Annotated in this window: 23 protein-coding genes; 8 read left to right on the top strand and 15 right to left on the bottom strand. The window is 73.8% G+C overall.

Annotated features, from left to right (window positions below; translation table 11 throughout):
• Positions 1–13 precede the first annotated feature (13 nt).
• A complete protein-coding gene (gene greA, locus BM223_RS05715) occupies positions 14–523 on the top strand; it encodes a transcription elongation factor GreA (protein WP_038680919.1) in 510 nt (169 codons plus the stop codon).
• Here the strand turns inward: greA and BM223_RS05710 are convergent.
• Both BM223_RS05710 and BM223_RS05705 read right to left on the bottom strand, forming a co-directional pair.
• Complete coding sequence (locus BM223_RS05710) at positions 511–1,845, bottom strand: AI-2E family transporter (protein ID WP_235318981.1); 1,335 nt, start codon at positions 1,843–1,845, stop codon at positions 511–513. The genes greA and BM223_RS05710 overlap by 13 nt on opposite strands.
• 9 nt (positions 1,846–1,854) lie before the next feature.
• Positions 1,855–3,036 carry a cystathionine gamma-synthase gene (locus tag BM223_RS05705; RefSeq protein ID WP_038680922.1) on the bottom strand — a complete coding sequence of 394 codons (1,182 nt, stop codon included), beginning with the start codon at positions 3,034–3,036 and terminating at the stop codon, positions 1,855–1,857.
• Between the two features lie 63 nt (positions 3,037–3,099).
• Here BM223_RS05705 and BM223_RS05700 point away from each other — a divergent pair, with 63 nt between their 5' ends.
• The 6 genes from BM223_RS05700 to BM223_RS05675 all read left to right on the top strand — a co-directional run bounded on the left by BM223_RS05700 (position 3,100) and on the right by BM223_RS05675 (position 7,375).
• Positions 3,100–4,044 carry a DUF5995 family protein gene (locus tag BM223_RS05700; RefSeq protein WP_052138932.1) on the top strand — a complete coding sequence of 315 codons (945 nt, stop codon included), beginning with the start codon at positions 3,100–3,102 and terminating at the stop codon, positions 4,042–4,044.
• Positions 4,045–4,072: 28 nt separating this feature from the next.
• On the top strand, positions 4,073–4,717 hold the full coding sequence (gene msrA / locus BM223_RS05695; RefSeq protein ID WP_038680924.1) for a peptide-methionine (S)-S-oxide reductase MsrA: 645 nt from the start codon (positions 4,073–4,075) through the stop codon (positions 4,715–4,717).
• 7 nt (positions 4,718–4,724) lie between these two features.
• Positions 4,725–5,312 (top strand): hypothetical protein, encoded by a 588-nt coding sequence (locus tag BM223_RS05690; protein ID WP_038680926.1) that lies wholly within the window; start codon positions 4,725–4,727, stop codon positions 5,310–5,312.
• A 61-nt stretch (positions 5,313–5,373) separates the two neighbouring features.
• On the top strand, positions 5,374–5,715 hold the full coding sequence (locus BM223_RS05685) for a cupin domain-containing protein (protein WP_038680928.1): 342 nt from the start codon (positions 5,374–5,376) through the stop codon (positions 5,713–5,715).
• A 44-nt stretch (positions 5,716–5,759) separates the two neighbouring features.
• On the top strand, positions 5,760–5,987 hold the full coding sequence (locus BM223_RS05680) for a YiaA/YiaB family inner membrane protein (RefSeq protein WP_052138933.1): 228 nt from the start codon (positions 5,760–5,762) through the stop codon (positions 5,985–5,987).
• A gap of 50 nt (positions 5,988–6,037) precedes the next feature.
• Positions 6,038–7,375, top strand: coding sequence for an ABC1 kinase family protein (locus BM223_RS05675; protein WP_038680930.1), 1,338 nt, complete (start codon positions 6,038–6,040; stop codon positions 7,373–7,375).
• A gap of 18 nt (positions 7,376–7,393) precedes the next feature.
• Here the strand turns inward: BM223_RS05675 and BM223_RS05670 are convergent, their stop codons facing one another.
• The 11 genes from BM223_RS05670 to BM223_RS05620 form a co-directional block, all read right to left on the bottom strand.
• Positions 7,394–7,903, bottom strand: coding sequence for a DinB family protein (locus BM223_RS05670; protein WP_235318982.1), 510 nt, complete (start codon positions 7,901–7,903; stop codon positions 7,394–7,396).
• Positions 7,900–8,637, bottom strand: coding sequence for a VOC family protein (locus BM223_RS05665; RefSeq protein ID WP_038680932.1), 738 nt, complete (start codon positions 8,635–8,637; stop codon positions 7,900–7,902). Before BM223_RS05665 ends, BM223_RS05670 begins: the two co-directional genes overlap by 4 nt.
• Positions 8,634–9,014, bottom strand: coding sequence for a pyridoxamine 5'-phosphate oxidase family protein (locus tag BM223_RS05660; RefSeq protein ID WP_038680934.1), 381 nt, complete (start codon positions 9,012–9,014; stop codon positions 8,634–8,636). Before BM223_RS05660 ends, BM223_RS05665 begins: the two co-directional genes overlap by 4 nt.
• A 16-nt stretch (positions 9,015–9,030) precedes the next feature.
• Positions 9,031–9,810 carry a TSUP family transporter gene (locus BM223_RS05655; RefSeq protein ID WP_038680936.1) on the bottom strand — a complete coding sequence of 260 codons (780 nt, stop codon included), beginning with the start codon at positions 9,808–9,810 and terminating at the stop codon, positions 9,031–9,033.
• A gap of 12 nt (positions 9,811–9,822) precedes the next feature.
• Positions 9,823–10,332, bottom strand: a complete 510-nt coding sequence (locus tag BM223_RS05650; protein ID WP_141267329.1) for a hypothetical protein — start codon at positions 10,330–10,332, stop codon at positions 9,823–9,825.
• Positions 10,329–12,125 (bottom strand): alpha/beta hydrolase, encoded by a 1,797-nt coding sequence (locus BM223_RS05645; protein WP_038680940.1) that lies wholly within the window; start codon positions 12,123–12,125, stop codon positions 10,329–10,331. Before BM223_RS05645 ends, BM223_RS05650 begins: the two co-directional genes overlap by 4 nt.
• A gap of 7 nt (positions 12,126–12,132) precedes the next feature.
• Positions 12,133–12,459: a hypothetical protein gene (locus BM223_RS28275; protein ID WP_038680942.1), complete on the bottom strand. Its 327-nt coding sequence runs from the start codon at positions 12,457–12,459 to the stop codon at positions 12,133–12,135.
• A complete protein-coding gene (locus BM223_RS05635; protein ID WP_038680944.1) occupies positions 12,456–13,001 on the bottom strand; it encodes a hypothetical protein in 546 nt (181 codons plus the stop codon). The genes BM223_RS28275 and BM223_RS05635 overlap by 4 nt, the downstream gene beginning before the upstream one ends.
• A gap of 102 nt (positions 13,002–13,103) precedes the next feature.
• The gene (locus BM223_RS05630) at positions 13,104–15,122 is read right to left on the bottom strand and encodes a vWA domain-containing protein (protein ID WP_038680952.1); all 2,019 of its coding nucleotides are present in this window, start codon (positions 15,120–15,122) and stop codon (positions 13,104–13,106) included.
• Entirely contained in the window at positions 15,119–15,514 is a 396-nt protein-coding gene (locus tag BM223_RS05625; RefSeq protein WP_038680954.1) for an OsmC family protein, read from the bottom strand. Before BM223_RS05625 ends, BM223_RS05630 begins: the two co-directional genes overlap by 4 nt.
• Entirely contained in the window at positions 15,507–16,919 is a 1,413-nt protein-coding gene (locus BM223_RS05620; protein ID WP_038680956.1) for a MoxR family ATPase, read from the bottom strand. Before BM223_RS05620 ends, BM223_RS05625 begins: the two co-directional genes overlap by 8 nt.
• 53 nt (positions 16,920–16,972) lie before the next feature.
• On the opposite strand from BM223_RS05620, the gene BM223_RS05615 reads away from it, so the two are divergent.
• Entirely contained in the window at positions 16,973–17,800 is an 828-nt protein-coding gene (locus BM223_RS05615) for an adenylate/guanylate cyclase domain-containing protein (protein WP_052138934.1), read from the top strand.
• Positions 17,801–17,810: 10 nt separating this feature from the next.
• Here BM223_RS05615 and BM223_RS05610 read toward each other — a convergent pair whose 3' ends face one another.
• Together BM223_RS05610 and BM223_RS05605 are read right to left on the bottom strand one after the other, a co-directional pair.
• Complete coding sequence (locus tag BM223_RS05610) at positions 17,811–18,998, bottom strand: ABC transporter permease (protein WP_038680960.1); 1,188 nt, start codon at positions 18,996–18,998, stop codon at positions 17,811–17,813.
• Entirely contained in the window at positions 18,995–19,663 is a 669-nt protein-coding gene (locus tag BM223_RS05605; protein ID WP_038680962.1) for an ABC transporter ATP-binding protein, read from the bottom strand. Before BM223_RS05605 ends, BM223_RS05610 begins: the two co-directional genes overlap by 4 nt.
• Position 19,664: the final 1 nt, after the last annotated feature.

Below are 19,664 nucleotides of genomic sequence, written 5' to 3'. Positions count from 1 at the left end.
TCAGGAGCAACCCATGACGCAGACGGACCAGAGCGGCGGCCAGGACATCATCTGGCTGACCCAGGACGCCTACGACAAGCTGAAGTCCGAGCTGGAGCACCTCGAGGGGCCCCGCCGCGCCGAGATCGTGGCCGAGATCAGCGCCGCGCGCGACGAGGGCGACCTGAAGGAGAACGGCGGCTACCACGCCGCCCGCGAGGAGCAGGGCAAGAACGAGGCCCGCATCATCCAGCTCAAGGACATGCTCCGCCGGGCCGAGGTCGGCGAGACGCCCCCCGACGACGGCGTCGTCGAGCCGGGCATGGTCGTCACCTACAAGTTCGAGGGCGATGACGACGACGAGGCCGAGTCGTTCCTCCTCGGCGCGCGCGAGATCGACCCCGAGGGCCTGACCGTCTACTCGCCGCAGTCGCCGCTCGGCCAGGCCATCAACGGCCGGAGCAAGGGCGAGACCGTGACCTACGAGGTCAACGGCAAGCAGCAGACCGTGATCATCTTGGACGCCAAGCCCTACGTGGCCTGAGCCTCCACCTCCGGGCCGCCGGTCTCCCCCGTAGGGGCCGGCGGCTCGGCCATTTCGGCCAGGTGCAGCACCACGGCATTGGCCGCCGCCGCCAGCGGGACGGCGACGAGCGCGCCCGCCACGCCCGCGACCAGCACGCCGCAGGCGATCGCGAAGATCACGCCCAGCGGGTGCAGCGAGACCCAGCGCCCGAGCAGGAACGGCTGCAGGACGTGGCCCTCGAGCTGCTGCACGCCGATCACCACGGCCAGCATGAGCAGCGCGGTGACCGGGCCCTGGTCGACGAGCGCGACCAGGATCGCCACGCTGCCCGCGACGGTCGCACCGATCATCGGCACGAAGGCGCCGAGGAACACCAGGACGCCGATCGCGAGCACGAACGGCACCTTGAGGATCGCCGCGCCCACGGCGATGCCGACGGCGTCGACCAGCGCGACGAGCACCGTGGCCCGGACGAACTGCACGAGCGAGACCCACGCGACCCGGCCCGAGCTGTCGACCTGGCGGCGGGCGCCGCGCGGCGCGAGCCGGACCAGCCAGGACCAGATCCGCTCGCCGTCGGCGAGGAAGAAGTACGTCGAGAACACCGCGATGAAGAAGCCCGCGACGACGTGGCCCAGCGCCGCGCCGACCTCGGTGACCTGGGTGAGCACCTCGCCGTCCTGCGAGCGCTTCCGGATGATCTCCTGGACGCTGGAGATGTAGTCGTTGATCTGTGAGTCGCTGGCGTGCAGCGGGCCGTCGCGCAGCCAGTCCCGGATCTCCTGGAGGCCCTGGACCGTCGAGTCGGCCAGGTCGGTGGCTCCCGCCGCGACCTGCTGCCCGGCGAACGTGAGCAGCGCGCCCACCACGGCGAACCCGGTGATGACGACGATCAGCGCCGAGAGCCCGCGCGGGACGCCGATCCGGGTCACCGCGTGCACGAACGGCGCCGCCAGCGCGCTGATCAGCAGCGCCACGGCGACCGGGATGGTGACGACGGCGAAGTACCCGACCAGCCAGATGAGCAGGTAGCCCGCCGCCGCGATGAGCAGCAGCCGCCACGCCCACCCGGCGGCCAGGTCGAGCCCGAAGGGCACCTCGGCCCGGCGCAGGTTCGACGGTCCGGTGGTGAAGCCGGGCGGCTCGCTGCGGCGTCCCTCGCGCTCCTCGCGGAGCAGCGCCCACTGGTGGGCGAAGCGCCGGAAGAGCCGCTCGTCGCGCGCGTCGCGCTCGTCGGTCTCGGGACCGAGCGGCGGGTCGTCGGTGACCGGCTCGGCCGGCGTCGCGGGCTCCGCGACGGGCTCGGGGTCGGGCTGCACGTCGTCCGGCTCGCTCGTCACCAGGTCAGGCTAGACGGTCGCGGCGAGTGCCCGGTCGAGGTCGGCGAGCTGGTCGTCGGAGGTCTCGATGCCGACGCTGAGCCGGACCAGGTCGGCGGGTACCTCGAGGTCGGTCCCCGCGACGCTCGCGTGGGTCATCCGGCCGGGGTGCTCGATGAGCGACTCGACCCCACCGAGCGACTCGCCCAGCGTGAAGACCTTGGTGGCCGCGCAGATGGCCAGCGCCTGCTCCTCGCCGCCCTTGACCCGGAAGGAGACCATGCCGCCGTACCTCTTCATCTGGCGCGAGGCCACCGCGTGCCCGGGGTGGTCGGGCAGCCCCGGGTAGATCACCTGGCTCACCGCCGGGTGCGCGCCGAGGAACTCGGCGACCTTCTCGGCGTTGTCGCTGTGCCGCTCCATGCGCAGCGCGAGCGTCTTGAGGCCGCGCAGCACCAGCCACGAGTCGAACGGCCCGGCCACGCCGCCGATGGAGTTCTGGTGGAAGGCGATCGTCTCGGCGAGCGCGGCGTCGTCCACGACGAGGGCGCCGCCGACGACGTCGGAGTGGCCGCCGGCGTACTTGGTCGTCGAGTGGACGATGACGTCGGCGCCGAGCGCCAGCGGCTGCTGGAGGTAGGACGACGCGAACGTGTTGTCGACGACCAGCAGGGCCCCGGCGTCGTGGGCGACCGCGGCCAGCGCCTCGATGTCGCCGATCGACAGCAGCGGGTTGGTGGGCGTCTCGAGCCAGACCAGCTTGGTCTGCCCCGGCCGGATCGCCGCGCGCACCGCGTCGACGTCGGTCACCGGCGCCGGGCTGTGCTCGACACCCCAGCTGGTCGCGACCTTGTCGAAGAGGCGGAAGGTGCCGCCGTAGGCGTCGTTGGGCAGCACCACGTGGTCGCCGGGGCGGCACAGCGCCCGGATCAGGGTGTCCTCGGCGGCCAGGCCGGACGCGAACGCGAACCCGTGGGTGGCGCCCTCCAGCGCCGCCAGCGTCGACTCGAGCGCCGTCCGGGTGGGATTGGCCGAGCGGCTGTACTCGTAGCCGTTGCGCAGCCCGCCGACGCCGTCCTGGGCGTAGGTGGAGGTCGCGTAGATGGGCGGGATCACCGCGCCGGTGGTCGGGTCCGGCGCATAGCCCGCGTGGATGGCCCGGGTCTCGAAGCCTGCGTCGTCGAGGTCGCTGAGGTGACTGTGGTCGCTCACCGTTCGAGCGTACTCAGGAAGGCGTGCCGCGTGACAAAGCGAGCGGGCGCTCGTTTCTCGGACGTGACGCCCCTCACTCGCGCGCTCGCCGTCCTGCTCGCCCCGCTGCTGGCGCTCGGCCTCGCCGTCTCCCCCGCACAGGCCGCCGAGCCCACGCCCGCTCCCGCGCCGGACCCGCTCGGCCGGCTGCTGCTGGGGCCGCTCGACGCCGTCATCGGCCTGCTCGCGCCGCTGCCGATCCCCGCGACGCCGTACACCGGGGACGTCTGCGTGAGCGGCGCCGACGCCTGCATCGACGACGTCATCGCCCGGATGGAGAGCCGCCTGGCGCGCGTCGCGGGCAGCTGCGCGCACAGCTCGATCTTCTCGCTGGCCTACCTGCGGGTGACCGAGAACGTCCGGGACGCCGTCCGCTCCGGCTACTTCGCCGACCGCGCCTGGCTGAACCGGGTCGACGCCGTCTTCGCCGAGCTCTACTTCGACACCACCACGCGCTGGGAGGCCGGCGACCGCACGAACATCCCCGCCGCCTGGCGGATCGCCCTGCAGGCCGAGGACGACCGCGCGATGAGCGGTCTCGGCAACTTCCTGCTCGCGATGAACGCCCACATCAACCGCGACTTCCCCCACGTCCTCGCCACCGTCGGGCTGACCGGCCCCGAGGGCAGCCACAAGTCCGACCACAACCGCTACAACAACCGCCTCGACAGCCTCTACGCGCCGGTCTTCACCGAGGAGGCCGCCCGCTTCGACCCCACCTTCGACGACATCGATGCCGGCACCGCCGACGAGACCGTCGCCGGCGTCATCATGCGCGGCTGGCGCGAGCTCGTCTGGCGCCACGCCGAGGCCCTCGTCCTCGCCCGGACCCCCGCCGCCCGCCGCCTCGTCGAGCAGCAGATCGAGCAGTACGCCGCCCTCCAGGCCCGCCTGATCCGGACCGTCTTCGTCGCCAAGCCCGCCGTCCGCGACGCCTGGTGCGCCGGCCACGGCCGAACCACCGGCTGAGGCTTGCCTGCGCGGAGACAATGGAGCCATGTTCTCCCGTCGCAAGTCCGAGATGGTCGACCCCGCCGAGGCGCTGCCCGGCCGCACCACGCCCGCGTTCGCCCTGCCGACGCTGCACGAGGTCCTGCACACCCCGCTCGTCACCGACGAGGTGCCCGACGGCCTCGAGGTCGCCATCTTCGGCCTCGGCTGCTTCTGGGGCGCCGAGGAGATCTACTGGCAGGTGCCCGGCGTCTGGTCGACGTCCGTCGGCTACGCCGGCGGCACCTCCCCCCACCCCACCTACGAAGAGGTCTGCAGCGGCCGCACCGGCCACACCGAGGCCGTCCGCATCGTCTTCGACCCCGCCCAGGTCTCCTACGCCGACCTCGTCAAGCAGTTCTTCGAGGTGCACGACCCCACCCAGGGCATGCGCCAGGGCAACGACATCGGCACCCAGTACCGCTCGGCGATCTACTTCACCACCCCCGAGCAGGAGCAGACCGCCCGCGAGCTGACCAAGGTCTACGGCGACGAGATCGCCCGCCGCGGCTACGGCGAGATCACCACCGAGATCGAGCCGGCCGGCGCGTACTACTACGCCGAGCCGCACCACCAGCAGTACCTCCACAAGGTGCCGCACGGCTACCGCTGCCACGCCAACACGGGCATCCCGTTCCCGCAGACCGCCTGACCGCCCGGTGCAGCCCCGGCACGTCTGGACGGCGGGCGGCCTGACCCTGACCGCCCTGGTCACGCTGCTCGTCACCCGGCGGCAGAGCCTCGCCCTCGAGATCATCGGCGACCTGTGGCCGTGGCTGACCCTGGGCGCGTGGATCGTCCTGACGCTCACGGGCATGTGGCTCGCCGGCTGGGCCTGGCGCTCGTGGCGCCGGTTCGTCGCCGCGCTGGTCGCGGCGGTGCTCCTCGGCGGACTGGGCGCCTGGGCACTGCAGCCCTCCGCGCCCCGGCTCGGCGTCCTCCGCGACCGCGAGGCCTGGTTCGAGGCACACCGCGCGGACTTCACCGCCGCGGTCGCCCGAGGCACGCGCTCCGACGCCTACTACGGCAGCCGCCTCCCCGACGACCTGCGCTACCTCACGATCGACGGTCGGTTCAGCGTCGGAGACGGCGGCGCGCTCTTCTTCCCCCAGTGGATAGCCATCCCCGACGACGCCGGCGGCTACTGGTACTCCCCCGACGTCCGGCCCGCGGGCTACGACATGTACGGCATGTGGTGCGAAGACCCCGTCGACCTCGGCGACGGCTGGTGGTCCTGCGGCATGTAGCGACGCCGCCTGACCCGAACGGGCTATGGCCCGCGCGGCGTCGCGGTGCCATCGTCGCAGGATGGCCGACGACCCGGTGGCGTCCAACCCGGAGCACTACCGGGTGGTGTTCGAGAACGACCGCGTGCGGGTCCTCGAGTACCACGACGTCCCCGGCGACCGCACGACGCCGCACGCCCACCCCGACAGCGTCATGTACACGCTGTCCTCGTTCCGCCGCCGCCTCGTCAACGGCGACCAGGAGCGCGAGGTCGAGATGGCCGCCGGGACGACGGGCTGGCTGCCCGCCCAGGAGCACCACGGCGAGAACATCGGCGACACCCCCACCCACGTGCTGTTCGTCGAGCTGAAGGACGACGCCGCCGCGAGCGGGGCCGGGCCCGTGCTCGGCCCTGTTGAGTAGCGCGACTCAGGCAGCGCCCGCGTCCGCCGACCAGGCTGACGCCCATGACCAAGACCACTTATGCGTTCTTCCTCCAGTCGGCCATCTCGTTCGGCGCGGCCTTCATCTTCGTCGTCGGCGGGATCTACTTCCTCCCCGTGGACGGGTGGATCCGGGCCTTCCTGTGCCTGGGCGCCCTCTACCTGGTGACGTCCTCGTTCTCGCTGGCCAAGTGCGTGCGCGACCAGCAGGACGTCCGCGCGCAGGAGATCCGGGTCGAGGCGTACCGGTGACCTGGGGGCTTCCTGCCCGCCCGGTTGCCCCCATCCCGGACAATGGGGTCATGGCTGACCTCCCCCGGAAGGCCGCGGCCCGTACCGCACGGCTCGCTGCGCTCCCCCTCGGCTACGCGGGCCGTACCGCCCTCGGGCTCGGCAAGCGGCTCGGAGGCGCGCCCGCGGAGGCGGTGATGTCCGACATCCAGCAGCGGACGGCGGAGCAGCTGTTCCGCACGCTGGGTGAGCTCAAGGGCGGGGCGATGAAGTTCGGCCAGGCGTTGAGCGTGCTCGAGTCGGCGCTGCCCGAGGAGATGGCGGCGCCCTACCGCGAGCAGCTCACCCGGCTCCAGGACTCGGCGCCGCCGATGCCGACCCAGACCGTGCGCGACCTCCTCGCCGAGGACCTCGGCGCCGACTGGAAGGAGCGGCTGGTCTGGCTCGACGGCGCACCGACGGCGGCGGCCAGCATCGGGCAGGTCCACGAGGGCCGCTGGCACGACGGGCGCCGGGTCGCCGTCAAGGTGCAGTACCCCAACGCCGGCGAGGCGCTCATGTCCGACCTCCGCACGCTGGCCCGCGCCGCGCGCGCGATCGGGCCGCTCATCCCGGGCGTCGACATGAAGCCGCTCGTCGAGGAGGTCCAGGCCCGCGCTCGCGAGGAGCTCGACTACGACCTCGAGGCCGAGGCCCAGCGCGAGTTCGCGCAGGCGTTCCGCGACGACCCCGACATCGTCGTCCCCGACGTGGTGGCGGTCGGCCCGCGGGTGCTCGTCACCGAGTGGCTCGACTCGGCCGGCTCGCTGGCGTCGATCATCGCGGGCGGCACCCGCGAGGAGCGCGACCACTACGGCGAGATCTTCAGCCGGTTCCTGTTCTCCGGGCCCGCACGCACCGGCCTGCTCCACGCCGACCCGCACCCCGGCAACTTCCGGGTCATCCCCGACGCCGACGGCGCACCGGGCCGGATCGGGGTGCTCGACTACGGCGCGGTCGCCCGCCTCCCCCAGCGCGGGCTGCCCGAGCCGATGGGCCGGCTGATCACGCTCTGCGGAGCCGGTGACGGCGACGCGCTCATCGCCGGGCTGCGTGAGGAGGGCTTCCTCAAGGACCGGATCCAGCTCGACCCGCAGCTCCTCATGGACTACCTCTCGCCGTTCGTCGACCCGACGCTCGTCGAGCGGTTCCGGTTCAGCCGCGAGTGGATGCGCGAGCAGTTCCAGCGGATCAACAACCCCAAGGACCCGGCCTACACGGTGAGCATCAAGCTCAACCTGCCGCCGTCGTACGTGCTCATCCACCGCACCTGGCTCGGCGGTGTCGGCGTGCTCAGCCAGCTCGAGGCGGAGGCGCCGTTCCGGGCGATCATGCAGGAGTTCCTGCCGGGCTTCACCCCGCCGGACTGAGGTCCCCCGCCGCGGCCGCTACAGCCCCGTCGTGCCGTCGACCGCCTCGCGGAGGAGGTCGGCGTGCCCGAGGTGGCGCGCGTACTCCTCGACCATGTGCAGCAGGATCCAGCGCACGCTGATCCCCGCGCCGGTCCGGCGCTGCCGGCGGGCGGCGAGCGCGTCGAGGTCGGTCACGCCGTCGAGGATCGCGTCCGAGCGCCTGATCGCCGCGCGCAGCAGCTCCCGGAGCTCGTCCGGCTCGTCGTCGGCGGCGCTCGTCCAGTCCCAGTCGCGGTTGCGGCGCCAGTCGACCTTCTCGAACGGCGGGGTCGGCGGCGCCCCGGCCAGGGTGACGCCGAACCACCAGTCCTCGACGTAGGCCAGGTGCTTCAGCATCCCGCCCAGGGTCATCGAGGTCGGCGGCAGCGCCTGGCCGAGCTGGACGGCGTCCAGGCCGTCGGTCTGCCGGACCAGCGTCGCGCGCTGGGAGTCGAGGAAGGCGCGCAGCATGGTCCGCTCGTCGGCGACGTGGGGCGGTTCAGTCACGTGGGATCTCCGTCGGTCAGGCAGTAGACGCGCCCGACCGGGTCGCGCAGCACGGTCCAGTGCGGGTGGACGGCGAGCACGTGGGCGCCCAGCCCGAGGTGCCGCTCGGTCTCGGCGGCCCGGTCGGTGGTGCCCCAGTCGAGGTGGGCGCGGACCTCGCCGGTGTCGTCGGGGCCGAGGCGCTGGAGCAGCAGGCCCAGCGGCTGTCGCTCCGCCTCGGGCGGGACCAGGAAGCGGAAGTCGTCGGTCACCGTCGAGGCGCGCTGCGTCCATCCGGTGATCGCGGTCCAGAACGCCAGCTCGGTCCGGTACGCCGGCGCGGGCACGTCGATCGCGACCTGGCGGACCCGGGAGCGCGAGCTGCCGCCGTGCGGAGTGGCGCCGGGGCGCCGGTCGGCCGGCGCGTCGACGAAGCAGAACACGAAGCCGCCGGGCGAGGCCATCACGACGTACCCGCGGTCGACGACGAACGTCCCGCCCGCCGCCACCGCCGCGCGGGCCGCGGCCTGCGGGTCGGCCACGTGGAGGTCGAGGTGGATCCGGTCGCCACCCTGGTGCCGGCGCTGGACCCGCAGGTAGGCATCGCCGTCGGGCGGCAGCAGCGTGGCGAACTCGCCGTCGTCACCGCGCGGCGCCGACAGCGCGTACCCCGTCACGTCCTGCCAGAAGCCCACGCTCTCGTGGTGGTGGGCCGCCGCGTTGTCGAGGAAGGCGGTCACCCAGAACGGACTCATCCCGGGACGGGGGCGCAGTCGTGCCCGCACCCGTCGGGCGGGAGCGGGCCGTCGGCGTGAGCCGCCGGCCGGTGCAGGACGGCGGCGGTCGCCGTGACCACCACGTCGGACTCGCCCGACGCAGCGGCCGTGCCGTCGACGAGCAGCGTGTAGCCGTGCCGCTCCCGGGGCGGGAACACCAGCGTCACGGCCGGGTTCTCGGCGACATTGCGCAGCGTCCCGCGACCGGGACCGGAGATCCGCAGCGTGCCGTCGGCGTCCGCGACCGGGTCGACGGTGACGACCTTGACCTGCGGCGACGAGGTCGACAGGAGGTAGCCACTGTCGAAGTCGGCGAGGGCCTGACGCAGGTCGGCGGGGGCGACCGGGATGCTCATGGGACGAGGGTACGACTCACCACAGCCCGAGCACACCGCCGCCGATCCGGACGACGAAGGCGCTCACCACCACGATGAAGAAGATCCGCACGAACCGGGCGCCGCGGGCCACGGCGGTGCGCGCGCCGACGTACCCGCCGACCAGGTTGCACGCCCCCATCACCAGGCCGACGTCCCAGCGCACCGCGCCGGCCGGGATGAACAGCAGCAGGGCGCCGAGATTGGTCGCGAAGTTGGCCAGCTTCGCCTTCGCCGACGCCTGGAGGAAGTCGTAGCCCAGCAGCCCGACCAGCGCGAACACGAAGAAGCTGCCCGTCCCCGGACCGAGGATGCCGTCGTAGAACCCGATCACGAAGCCGACACCCATCGCCGCGGCGGTGTGCCGGTGCCCGCTGAAGCGCAGCGCGGTCTCGTCGCCCAGCTGCGGGCGGAGCAGGACGTAGCCGCCGACGAGGACGAGCGCCACCAGGACGATCGGCTCGAACGCCTCGCGCGGGATGTGCGAGGCCAGCAGCGCGCCCGAGAAGGCGCCGCCGAGGGCGAGGAGCATGAGCGGGACGAACGTCCGCGGGTCCGGCCCGATCCGGCGGTAGTACGTGACCGAGCTGGCCGCGGTGCCGCACACGGACGCGATCTTGTTGGTGGCCAGCACCTGCACCGGGCTCGCCCCCGGCAGCCCGATGAGAAGTGCCGGGAGCTGGATCAGGCCGCCCCCGCCGACGACCGCGTCGACGAAGCCCGCCGTGAGTGCGGCCAGCCCGAGCAGCGCGAGGACGGTGAGACTGAGGTCGGACATCGCCTCCGCACTCTACGAGGACCAGGTGAGGTCGGCGGTGGGCCTGTCGGCGTACTCCTCGGCGATGTCATCGGACGTCTCGATGCACGGCGCCGTGACCCCCACCTGCACCAGGGTCGGGTGGATCTCGACGCGCAGCGTGAGCGGGCCCTTGGTGCCCACGACCGACACCCGGTTGGCGGGGTCGTCGACCGTCCAGCCGTCGTCGCGGAGGAGGCCGACGGTCGCGACGAAGGCGTTCTCCTGGGTCAGCTCGCCGGACGCCGTGAACCGCAGGAAGTTCTGCATCACCACGCCGCGCGGGGCGTAGCTCTCGCCGCAGATCGTGAACGAGCGGCTGCCCTGCGCGCCCGCGAGGTGGAGGGCCGCCGCCACCTGGTGCACCACGCCGTCGATGGTCTCGTCGGCCTGCCGGACGGCGTCCTCGACCGCCTGGCGGCTGTCGTCGTCGTTGCCACCGCACCCACCGAGGCCGAGCGCGAGCAGCAGCGTGAGGGGCACGGTCCCGAGCGCGCGCATCATGGCACCATGATCCCACCCGGGCGCAGGTGCTCGAGGAGCCACGTGCCGCCCGCCAGCAGGCCGTCGCCCACCGTCGCGGTCGTCGAGACGGCCAGCAGCTCGCTCAGCGTGAGGTAGTCGCCACCCGGGGCCCCGCGCCCCGGCTGGTAGCTCACCTCGCCCTCGTTGCCGGCGACGACGTGCGCCATGTTGTCGAGCGAGGTCCCCGAGAAGTACGACGAGTGGTTGTCGAGGAGCTTCTCGACCCGCAGCGCCCCGTCGCCCGTCTCGAAGCGGTGGCCGCCGAAGTCGACGTCGGCCGGGTCGTGCCCGAGCGCGCCGATGCCGCCCCGGTCGCCGGTGCCGAGCAGCGAGACCGGGTCGTGGTCCATGCTGCCCACCCAGACGTCGGCGCCGGTGAGCTCGGCGGCGGTGCCGGTGGGCTGCCCGGGGCTGCCGATGATGATCGCGTCGTCGACCGGGAGTCCGTCGTGGAGGGCGTAGCCGACCGCGGTGGAGCCGTAGCTGTGCCCGATGGCGGTCAGGTGCGCCCGGTCGCCCTCGTCGGAGGCACGCAGGCCGTCGATGAAGTCGCCGAACCGCTCGCCGCCGGCCTCGGCCTTGTCGGTGAGCGCGACCCCGCCGAAGTCGAGCTGGCCGAGCGGGTCGAACGGGTTGATCGGGTTGCCGCTCGGCGCGTCGTAGTCGAGCCAGTAGACCGACGCCACGGTGCCCTTGCCCTCGTCGAGCGCCGCCTGGTGGAGCGCGAGCGTCTTGGCCAGGTTGCCCGAGGTGCTCGACGTCTCGGAGGTCAGCCCGGGGACGTTGACCGAGACGTGGTCGGCGGTGTCGGGATTGCCGAAGCTGATCGCGATGCCGCCGTCGCCGGAGTGCAGCCCCGGCTGGTAGACCACCACGTTGGCCAGCGCCGCGCCGGTCTCGGGGTCGATCTGGTCGGCGTACTCGCCGAGCGCGTCGCGGACGTAGGTCGCGTTCTCGAGGACCCGCTTCTCGGCCGCGCTCAGCTGGCCGTCGTCGCGGCGCTGGGTGAGGTAGTCGAGGTCGCGGCCCAGTGCGGCCCGGTTGGCCTCGTCGCGGTCGGTGATCGGCAGCCCGTCGGCGTTGCCGACGAGCTCGGGGTGCTCGGTGGTGAGTGCCTCCTGCTCGGCCCGGCTGAGCGTCGCCCACCAGGCGGCGAGTCCGGTGGGGTCGCCGCGCAGCCCGCGCAGCCGGGTGGTGAGCGCGGCGACGTCGGGGCGGCCCGGATCGGCGGCCGCCTGCACCCCCTCGGCGACGGTGTCGACGCCGCGCAGCGCCGCCACCAGGTCGGCCTCGGCGGCGTCGCGGTCGCGGACCCAGGTGTCGATGCGCGCGACGAGACCGTCGGCCCGTGTGGTCAGCCGGGCCGCGCGGCGCTCGAACTCCGGCACCCGGCTCTCGTCGGTCGCCGCGGCGATCTCGGTGCTCAGCGTGTCGATGTCGGCATTGACCTCGGCGCGCTCGGCGGTGAGGGTCGTGCGCCTCTCGAAGAGGGCGGCGAGCCGCTCCTCGAACAGGTCGGCCGCGGTGACCGCCCGGTCGAGCGCGGCCTCGGCGCCGTCGAGGCGGACGGCGAACCGGGTCGCCGCGTGGTCGTGGGCGTCGGCGGTGTCGCCCTCCCACTCGGGCGCGGAGATCGAGCTCGCCCACCCCTGGACGTTCTTGACCGCGACCGCGACGGCGCGCAGGTCGGTGCCGAGCCGCTGGGCGCCGACCGGCGTGGAGACCATGATCGGGCAGGCCGGGACGTGCGCCGGGACGTGGATGATCGTCATCGCACCCTCACCCGCCCGTGACCGCGGCGTCGTGCTGGGCCCACGGCAGCAGCGAGCGGAGCCGCTCGGCCTGCTCCTGGTCGGCGACGACGACCAACCCGCGGAAGTAGACGATCTCGGCCGCATAGCCCGACGCCTGCTCGGCCGCCGCCTTGAGCTCGTCGGCCCACGGCTCGCGGAAGCCCTCGACGGCAGCGACGACGTCGGTGTCGAGCTCGGCGGTGGAGGTCGTGGCCAGGCGCCGCCAGGCACCGTCGAGCTCGTCGCCGGCGACGTCCCAGCGCTGCCGGGCCTGCTGGACGACGGCGAACGGGACGTCGAGCCGGGCGGTCACGACGCACCCCCGGCCACGAGCGCGACCAGGCCGTCGCGCACCTCGCGCCGGACGTCGTCGGGCAGGCGCACGGCGGGCGCAGCCAGGCTGAGCGTGGTCGCGGCGGCCCCGGAGCGGCCGGTCAGCTCGAGGTGGCCGTCGGTGGCGTCGAGCCGGGCCGCCCCGCCCCGGGAGCCGGGCCGCAGCCGCCAGCCGCGCTCGCCCAGCCGGAGCGCGGTCGCGGCGAGCAGCTCGGGGCCGGCTCCTGGCAGCGCCTTGTCGAGCACGAGCGCCTCGCCGTCGTCACGGACCGCCCAGCGCACGCTCGGCGGGGTGACCGTCACCCCGGGGACGCCGGTCGCGGCCAGGACCGGCGCGAGCGCAGCCCAGGCCTGCGCCAGCCGTGTCGCGCGGGCCCGCGCCTCGTCGGGTGGGGTGGGTGGGCGGTCGTCCGGAGGCTCCTCGGGGAGCAGGACGACGGTCAGGTCGGGGTGGCGGCGGCGGACGACCGACCAGAAGGGGTCGTCGGCGACGACGTCGTCGTCGGCGCGGTGCAGGTCCATGGAGCACCGCTGCCCGGGGCCCTCCGCGGCGAAACCGGAAGGCCCCGTTCTGTTCGCGAATCCGCGATTCCCGCGGGTCCGCGACCAGCCGCGTCAGCCAGGTCAGCCCACCCAGAAGCCCCGCGAGCCGAACCAGTCCCCATAGGTGCCGGGGCCGTCCGGACCGCCGGAGCGGCCGCGTCCGCCCCGGCGCGAGCCGAGGTACGAGCCCACCACGGCGGCACCGAGGTCGTCGGCCTCGGGAGCGATCACGGCACCGTCGACCCGGCGCGCCATCGACTCGATGAACCGGGCCAGACCGGGGTCCTCCCCCAACCGGAAGAAGGTCGTCTGCGCCCCGAGCCGGCGCGCGTTGTCGAGCTCGCGGACGGCGAGCGCGATGGTCGTCGGGTGCGGCGGGTAGGAGAAGAAGACGTCGCCGCTCGACTCGAGGTGCGAGGTCGGCTCGCCGTCGGTGACGATGAGGAGCACCGGCTGGGCGTTCGGGTGCTTGCGGAAGTGCCGGTTGGCCAGCAGCAGCGCGTGGTGCAGGTTGGTGCCCTTGGCCCACCGTGCGTCGAGCGCGGTCAGCTCCTCGATCCGCATCGTCTGGGCGTGCCGGCCGAAGCCGATCAGCTCGAGGTCGTCGCCGCGGAAGCGGGTGCCGATCAGCGTGTGCAGCGCGAGGGCGGTCTGCTTCATCGGCACCCAGCGGCCGTCCATCGCCATCGAGAAGCTGGTGTCGACGCAGAGCGCGACCGCGGCCTGCGTGCGCGCCTCGGTCTCGGCGACCTCGACGTCGTCGATCGCGAGCAGCCGTCCGCCGGGGTCGCCGGCCCGGCGCAGGACGCCGTTGAGCATGGTCCGCGGCAGGTCCCAGGGCTCGGTGTCGCCGAACTCCCACGAGCGGGTGGCGCCGGAGAGATCGCCGGCGGCGCCGGCCTGGCGCAGGTCGCGCTGGCCCTGGCGCCCCGACATCCGCTGCGCGACGTCGCGCAGCAGCGCCTTGCCGAGCTGGCGCATGGCCTTGGGCGTGAGCCGCAGCTCGCCGTCGTAGCCGCGCTCCATGGCGCCGGAGCGGCGCAGCGCCTGCTCGAGCTCCTGCAGCTTGCGGGCGTCGACCGCGGCCTCGTTGCCGAGCTGACGGGCGAGCTTGTCGAGGTCGACGTCGTCGAGCCGGGCGCCGCCGTACGACTGGGCGAGCTGGTCGGCCAGTGCGTCGAGGTCGGCGAGGTCCTGGAGGACGCCGGTGCCGTCGCCCAGGCCGAGGCCCTCACCGCCGCCGAACTGCTCGGAGCCGCCCCAGTCCTCGCCGGGACGCAGGGACATGAGGTTCTGGTCGAGCCGGTCGAGCTGCTGCATCAGCGCCGGGGAGCCGAAGGCCTGGGCCGAGAGCTGCATCAGCTCGGCGCGCTGCTCGGCGGTCATCGAGTTGAGCATCCGCTGGGCCGCCGCGGAGCGCTGGGCGAGCGCGTCGAGCAGCTCGTCGATGTCCTGGGGGTTCTCGGGGAAGTGCTGGCCGTGCTTGGCCATGAAGTCGGAGAAGTCCTCGGGGGTGTCCTCTCCCCGTGCGTGCTTCTCGAGGAGGTCGTTGAGGTCGCCGAGCATCTCGTCGATCGCCTGCCGGTCGGCGTCGGTGGCGTTCTCGAGCGCCTCCTTCATGCCGGCGAAGCGCTGGTCGAGGAGCTCGCGGCCGAGCAGGTCCTTGATCTGCTCGTAGGCCTCACGGGCCTCGCGCGACTGCCAGTCGTAGTCGGCGAGCTCGGTGACCGCGGCGGCCGGGGAGGCCGGCAGGTTCTCCATGCGCATCTCGCGGAAGGCGCGGTCGCCGTCGTCCATCATCGCGTCGCGGGCCAGCTGCTTGCGCTCCTCGAGGACCGCCTGCTCGAGGAGCTCGCGGACCTCGTCGAGCGTGCCGTCGAGGTGGTGCTGCTGGAGCAGCTCGCGGCGCCGCTCCGCGACCCGGCGCGCGAGGTCGTCGAGCCCGGTCTGGTCCTGCCCGCCACGGCGCAGGAACTCCTGCATCGCGCGCTCGGGGCTGTAGCCGGCCATCACGTCCTCGCCGATCGCGTCGAGCGCCTCGGCGAGGTCGATCGGCGGGGCGAGCGGATCGCCGCCGTCGTAGCGGCGGTAGCGGCTCATGTCGCGCTCCTTCGTACGTCGGCGCCGGCGCGCAGCGCCCGCGGGATCTCGGCCACCTCGTCGACGATCGCGTGCAGCCGGGTGAGCCGGTCGGGATCGCCGGCGCTGTCGACCTCGACGGCGTAGTGGATGCCGGTCGAGCTCCACGCCTCGTCGAAGCCGCCGTCGGCGGTCACCGCCACCCCCGCGAGCGGCACGCCGAGCCGCTCGGCCTCGCGGTAGGTGTCGTTGAGCACGCACAGCGCGACGGAGAGGTGGAGCACCTGGGCCCCGTTGGCGGCCGGCGCGGCGAGGACGCCGTCGTCGGTCCACGCGTGCGGCAGCACGACGCCCTCGCCGCGGCGGAGGGTGCCGGCCGCGGCGCGCACGCCGAACGGGGAGAGGTCAGCCATAGACCGTCTCGGATCCGTCGGAGTCCTTGCCGATCTTGCGGGCCAGGAAGAGCCCCTCGAGCGCGAGCTCGATGGCCGCGGCGCGCTCGCCGTCGGTCGTCCCGCCGCCGGTGCCGTTGACCCGCTCGCAGACCTGGTCGTAGAGGTCGGACTCGCCCAGCACGGGCAGGCCGGTGAGGACGTCGCGAGCGGTCACCGCACCGCCGGTCGTGACGGTGGCGCCCTCCTCGATCGCGCCGACGAGCAGCGCGAAGTCGAGCCCGCGGAAGCGCTCGCGGACGGTCTCGGCGGTCGCCGTGCGGAGCAGGTGCGTGAGGATCTCGTTCTCGCGCCCCTCCTCGCCCGACTCGAACTCGATCTTGCCGCCGAGGACGTCGACCGCGGTCTCGAGGTCGACGACCCGGGCCACCGCGCGGTCCTCGCCGTGGATGGTCGCGCGGCGCAGGGCCGCGGCGGCGACGGTCTCGGCACCCGCGATCGCGAAGCGCGCCGAGACGCCGGAGCGCTGGTCGACCGCGCTGGACTCGCGCAGGTTGCGGGTGAAGCGCGCCAGGATCTCGACCAGGAAGTCGGGGACGTCGACCTGCTCGGTGAGCAGGTCCGCCTCCTGGCGGATGACGGCGATCTCGGCCGAGAGCGCGTTGGGGTAGTGGGTGCGGATCTCGGCGCCGAAGCGGTCCTTGAGCGGGGTGATGATCCGGCCGCGGTTGGTGTAGTCCTCGGGGTTGGCCGAGGCGACGACGAAGACGTCGAGCGGCAGCCGCAGCACGTAGCCGCGGATCTGGATGTCGCGCTCCTCCATCACGTTGAGCATCGCGACCTGGATGCGCTCGGCGAGGTCGGGCAGCTCGTTGATCGCGACGATGCCCCGGTGGGAGCGGGGGATCAGGCCGAAGTGGATCGTCTCGGGGTCGCCCAGCGAGCGGCCCTCGGCGACCTTCATCGGGTCGACGTCGCCGATCAGGTCGGCGACGCTCGTGTCGGGCGTGGCCAGCTTCTCGGCGTACCGCTCGGAGCGGTGCCGCCAGGCGACCGGCAGCTCGTCGCCGAGCTCGGCGGCCCGGCGCCGGGAGGCGACGGTGATCGGCTCGTAGGGGTGCTCCCCCAGCTCGGAGCCGTCGATGACCGGCGTCCACTCGTCGAGGAGCCCGATCAGCGTGCGCAGCAGCCGGGTCTTGCCCTGCCCCCGCTCGCCCAGCAGGACGACGTCGTGGCCGGCGATGATCGCCCGCTCGAGCTGCGGGATGACGGTGTCCTCGAGCCCGTGCAGGCCGGGCCACGGATTCTCGCCGCGGGCGAGCCGGTCGAGGAGGTTGGTGCGCAGCTCGGCGCGGAGCGTCTGCTGCTGGTGGCCGGAGGCGCGGAGGGCGCCGAGAGTGGTGATCGCGGGGGCCGAAGTGGTCACCGTCTCACGCTACTGCGGACACACAACGGCTGTCGCCGCTCTACGCTTCGAGCGTGGCGATCCTCCTCGGCGTCGTGTGCGTCCTGCTGGCCGGCGTGGTGGTGGCGTTCGCCCGCGACCGCGCCCGGCTCCAGCGGGTGCTGGCCGACACCCGGGCGCGGATGACGCAGCTCGAGGCCGACCTCGACGCCGCCCTGCGCCCGCCCCCGCCGTCCAACTCGGCGGAGCGGGCGATGCGGCGGGTCATCCGGACCGCCTCGAAGGTCCGCTCGCACGGCATCACCGGGCTGATCCAGAGCACCGTCGAGGACCTGCAGACCTGGGCCAGCGACGACGAGCGCGCCGACATCCTCAACATGGCCGCCTCCGACGGCACGGTCACCCTGTTCTTCTCCGACATCGAGGACTCCACGCCGCTCAACGACCGGCTCGGCGACAGCACCTGGATCAAGGTCCTCGCCGCCCACGACCGGGTGCTGCGCACCCGGATCGAGCAGTACCGCGGCCAGGTGGTCAAGACCGCCGGCGACGGCTTCATGGTCGCCTTCCGCGATGCCGAGGCGGCCTGCCGGGCCGCGCTCGGCATCCAGCGCGACCTCCCCCGCGACCTGACGCTGCGCCGGCACGGCCCGGTCCAGGTCCGGATCGGCATCCACACCGGACAGGTCGTCGCGCGCGACGGCGACTACTTCGGCCGCAACGTCGCCATGGCCGCCCGGGTCGCCGATCTCGCGCTGGGCGGCGAGATCCTCGCCAGCGACGCCGTCCGCGACGCCCTGGACGACGACGCGGCCGTCGAGCTGGTCGAGCGCGAGGCGGTCGAGCTCAAGGGGCTCACCGGCGAGCACGTGGTCTGGGAGATCCGGCCGCCGGCCGCCTGAGCCGTCCCCCTCAGGAGCGCATCGCGGCCAGCGGCGACGTCGACGCCGCGCGGACGGCCGGGAGCAGCCCGCCGGCCAGGCTGGCCAGGACCGCGCCGCCGACCACCAGCAGCGGCAGCTCGCGCGCCATCACCAGCTCCCAGTCGTGCAGCCGGCACCAGAGGGCGGCCGCGGCCACGCCGAGCGCGCTGCCGAGGACGCCGGCCACGGCGCCCGCCAGCCCGGACTCGGTGAGCACGAGGAGCCCGATCCGGCGCCGGCTCCACCCCATGGCCGAGCGCAGGCCGAGCTCGCGGCGGCGCTGGTAGACCGACAGGGACAGGGTGTTGGCGACGGTGATCATCCCGACCAGGCCGATGAAGCCGCCGAGCGCGGCGCCGACCCGGCGCAGGTCGCCGCCGACGTTGCCGAGCAGGATCTCGCCGTCGGGCGGGGTGACGTTCTCGAGCGTGAGCCGGCGGGTCGGGTCGACCGCGGCCAGCATGTAGTCGGCGACCACGGCGGCCGAGCCGGGCCGGACCTTCGCCATCACCCGGACGTTGCTCCCGGTCGTCCTCAGGCCGGCGACCGCGCTCGGCCGGGACAGCAGCACGGCGCCGGAGACGTAGCCGAAGCTGCCGCCGTTGCGGACCGTGCCGACGACGGTGAAGGGGACGCCGTCGACCACGACCGTCGCCGTGCCCGCGGCAGGATCGGTGAACCCGAGCCGGGCGGCGAGGCGCTCGCCGAGCCAGGCGGTGCCGGTGGCGGCCGGGTCGTCGAGGGCGGCGGCCGGGGCGCCCGCGACGACCGTGGTGCCCGTGGCGTCGAGGCCGCCCCGATCGCCGACCAGGACGGGCGCGAGCAGGCCGTCCTCGGCCGCGGGCTGTGCCACGGTCGCCCGGTCGTTCCAGCGGGAGAGCTCACCCACGGCGGCGACCGGGTCGAGCGCGGCGACCCGCGCGATCCCGTCGGCCGGGAAGCCCGCTTTCGTGGGCGTCGTCGCCTCGAGCGCGACGATCCCCGAGCGCTGGAGGTCGAAGCGCAGGTCGATCTGCGCCTGCTGGGTATCGGCGATCGTGACCGCCCCGACCGCGCTCGCGACGCCGAGGAGGATGCCGGAGATCATCCCCAGCGTGTGCCCGGGCCGCAGCAGAAGGGACGCCGCCGCGTCGGCCAGCAGCCGCGCGGTCTCGGTCGCGCGGTGGCCGTGGCTCACGTGCGGCGGCCGTCGACGAGGGTGACCACCTGGTCGGCCATCGCGGCCGCGCGCTCGTCGTGGGTGACGACGACGACCGTCGCGCCGCGCTCGGTCGCCCGGGCCAGCAGTGCCAGGATCGCCTGCCCGGTGGGCTGGTCGAGCGCCGCGGTCGGCTCGTCGGCGATCACCACCTGCGGCTCCTTGACCAGCGCCCGCGCGATCGCCACCCGGTGCCGCTCGCCGCCGGACAGGTCGCCCGCCCGGCGCCGCGCGACGTCGTCGCCCAGCCCGACCCAGCTCAGTGCCTCGGCGCTGGTGGCCTCGCGCTGCGGACGTCCTACGCCGGGGGTGGTGATGCCGAGCTCGACGTTCGCGAGCGTCGTCCGCTCGTCGATCAGGTGGGAGCCCTGGAACACGAAACCGAGCCGTTGCGCCCGGAACCGCGCCAGCGCCGCGAGACCGCGGCCGGTGAGCTCGTCGCCGTCGTACCGGTAGGAGCCCTCGGACGGCCGCTGCAGGGCCCCGACGATCGACGCCAGGGTCGTCTTCCCGGCACCCGACGGGCCGACCACCGCGACGAACGTCCCTGCGGCGACGTCGAGGGCGAGGGGGTGCAGGATCCGGGTCGGCACCGGCGCCGCGACCTCGAGCCCGATGCCCCGCAGCTCGATCAGCGCCGCCACC

The sequence above is a fragment of the Pimelobacter simplex genome (assembly GCF_900114845.1).
Classification (GTDB): Bacteria; Actinomycetota; Actinomycetes; order Propionibacteriales; family Nocardioidaceae; genus Nocardioides; species Nocardioides simplex.
Note: the sequence above shows the minus strand (reverse complement) of the source record. Positions and strands in the feature narration are given on the sequence as shown.

Coding starts and splice junctions, on each gene's coding strand:
- greA (WP_038680919.1), top strand. CDS start 14: ATGACGCAGACGGACCAGAGCGGCGGCCAGGACATCATCTGGCTGACC.
- BM223_RS05650 (WP_141267329.1), bottom strand. CDS start 10,332: ATGATGCGCGCGCTCGGGACCGTGCCCCTCACGCTGCTGCTCGCGCTC.
- BM223_RS05660 (WP_038680934.1), bottom strand. CDS start 9,014: ATGAGCATCCCGGTCGCCCCCGCCGACCTGCGTCAGGCCCTCGCCGAC.
- BM223_RS05665 (WP_038680932.1), bottom strand. CDS start 8,637: ATGAGTCCGTTCTGGGTGACCGCCTTCCTCGACAACGCGGCGGCCCAC.
- BM223_RS05685 (WP_038680928.1), top strand. CDS start 5,374: ATGGCCGACGACCCGGTGGCGTCCAACCCGGAGCACTACCGGGTGGTG.
- msrA (WP_038680924.1), top strand. CDS start 4,073: ATGTTCTCCCGTCGCAAGTCCGAGATGGTCGACCCCGCCGAGGCGCTG.
- BM223_RS05680 (WP_052138933.1), top strand. CDS start 5,760: ATGACCAAGACCACTTATGCGTTCTTCCTCCAGTCGGCCATCTCGTTC.
- BM223_RS05675 (WP_038680930.1), top strand. CDS start 6,038: ATGGCTGACCTCCCCCGGAAGGCCGCGGCCCGTACCGCACGGCTCGCT.
- BM223_RS05625 (WP_038680954.1), bottom strand. CDS start 15,514: ATGGCTGACCTCTCCCCGTTCGGCGTGCGCGCCGCGGCCGGCACCCTC.
- BM223_RS05635 (WP_038680944.1), bottom strand. CDS start 13,001: ATGGACCTGCACCGCGCCGACGACGACGTCGTCGCCGACGACCCCTTC.
- BM223_RS05655 (WP_038680936.1), bottom strand. CDS start 9,810: ATGTCCGACCTCAGTCTCACCGTCCTCGCGCTGCTCGGGCTGGCCGCA.
- BM223_RS05645 (WP_038680940.1), bottom strand. CDS start 12,125: ATGACGATCATCCACGTCCCGGCGCACGTCCCGGCCTGCCCGATCATG.
- BM223_RS05630 (WP_038680952.1), bottom strand. CDS start 15,122: ATGAGCCGCTACCGCCGCTACGACGGCGGCGATCCGCTCGCCCCGCCG.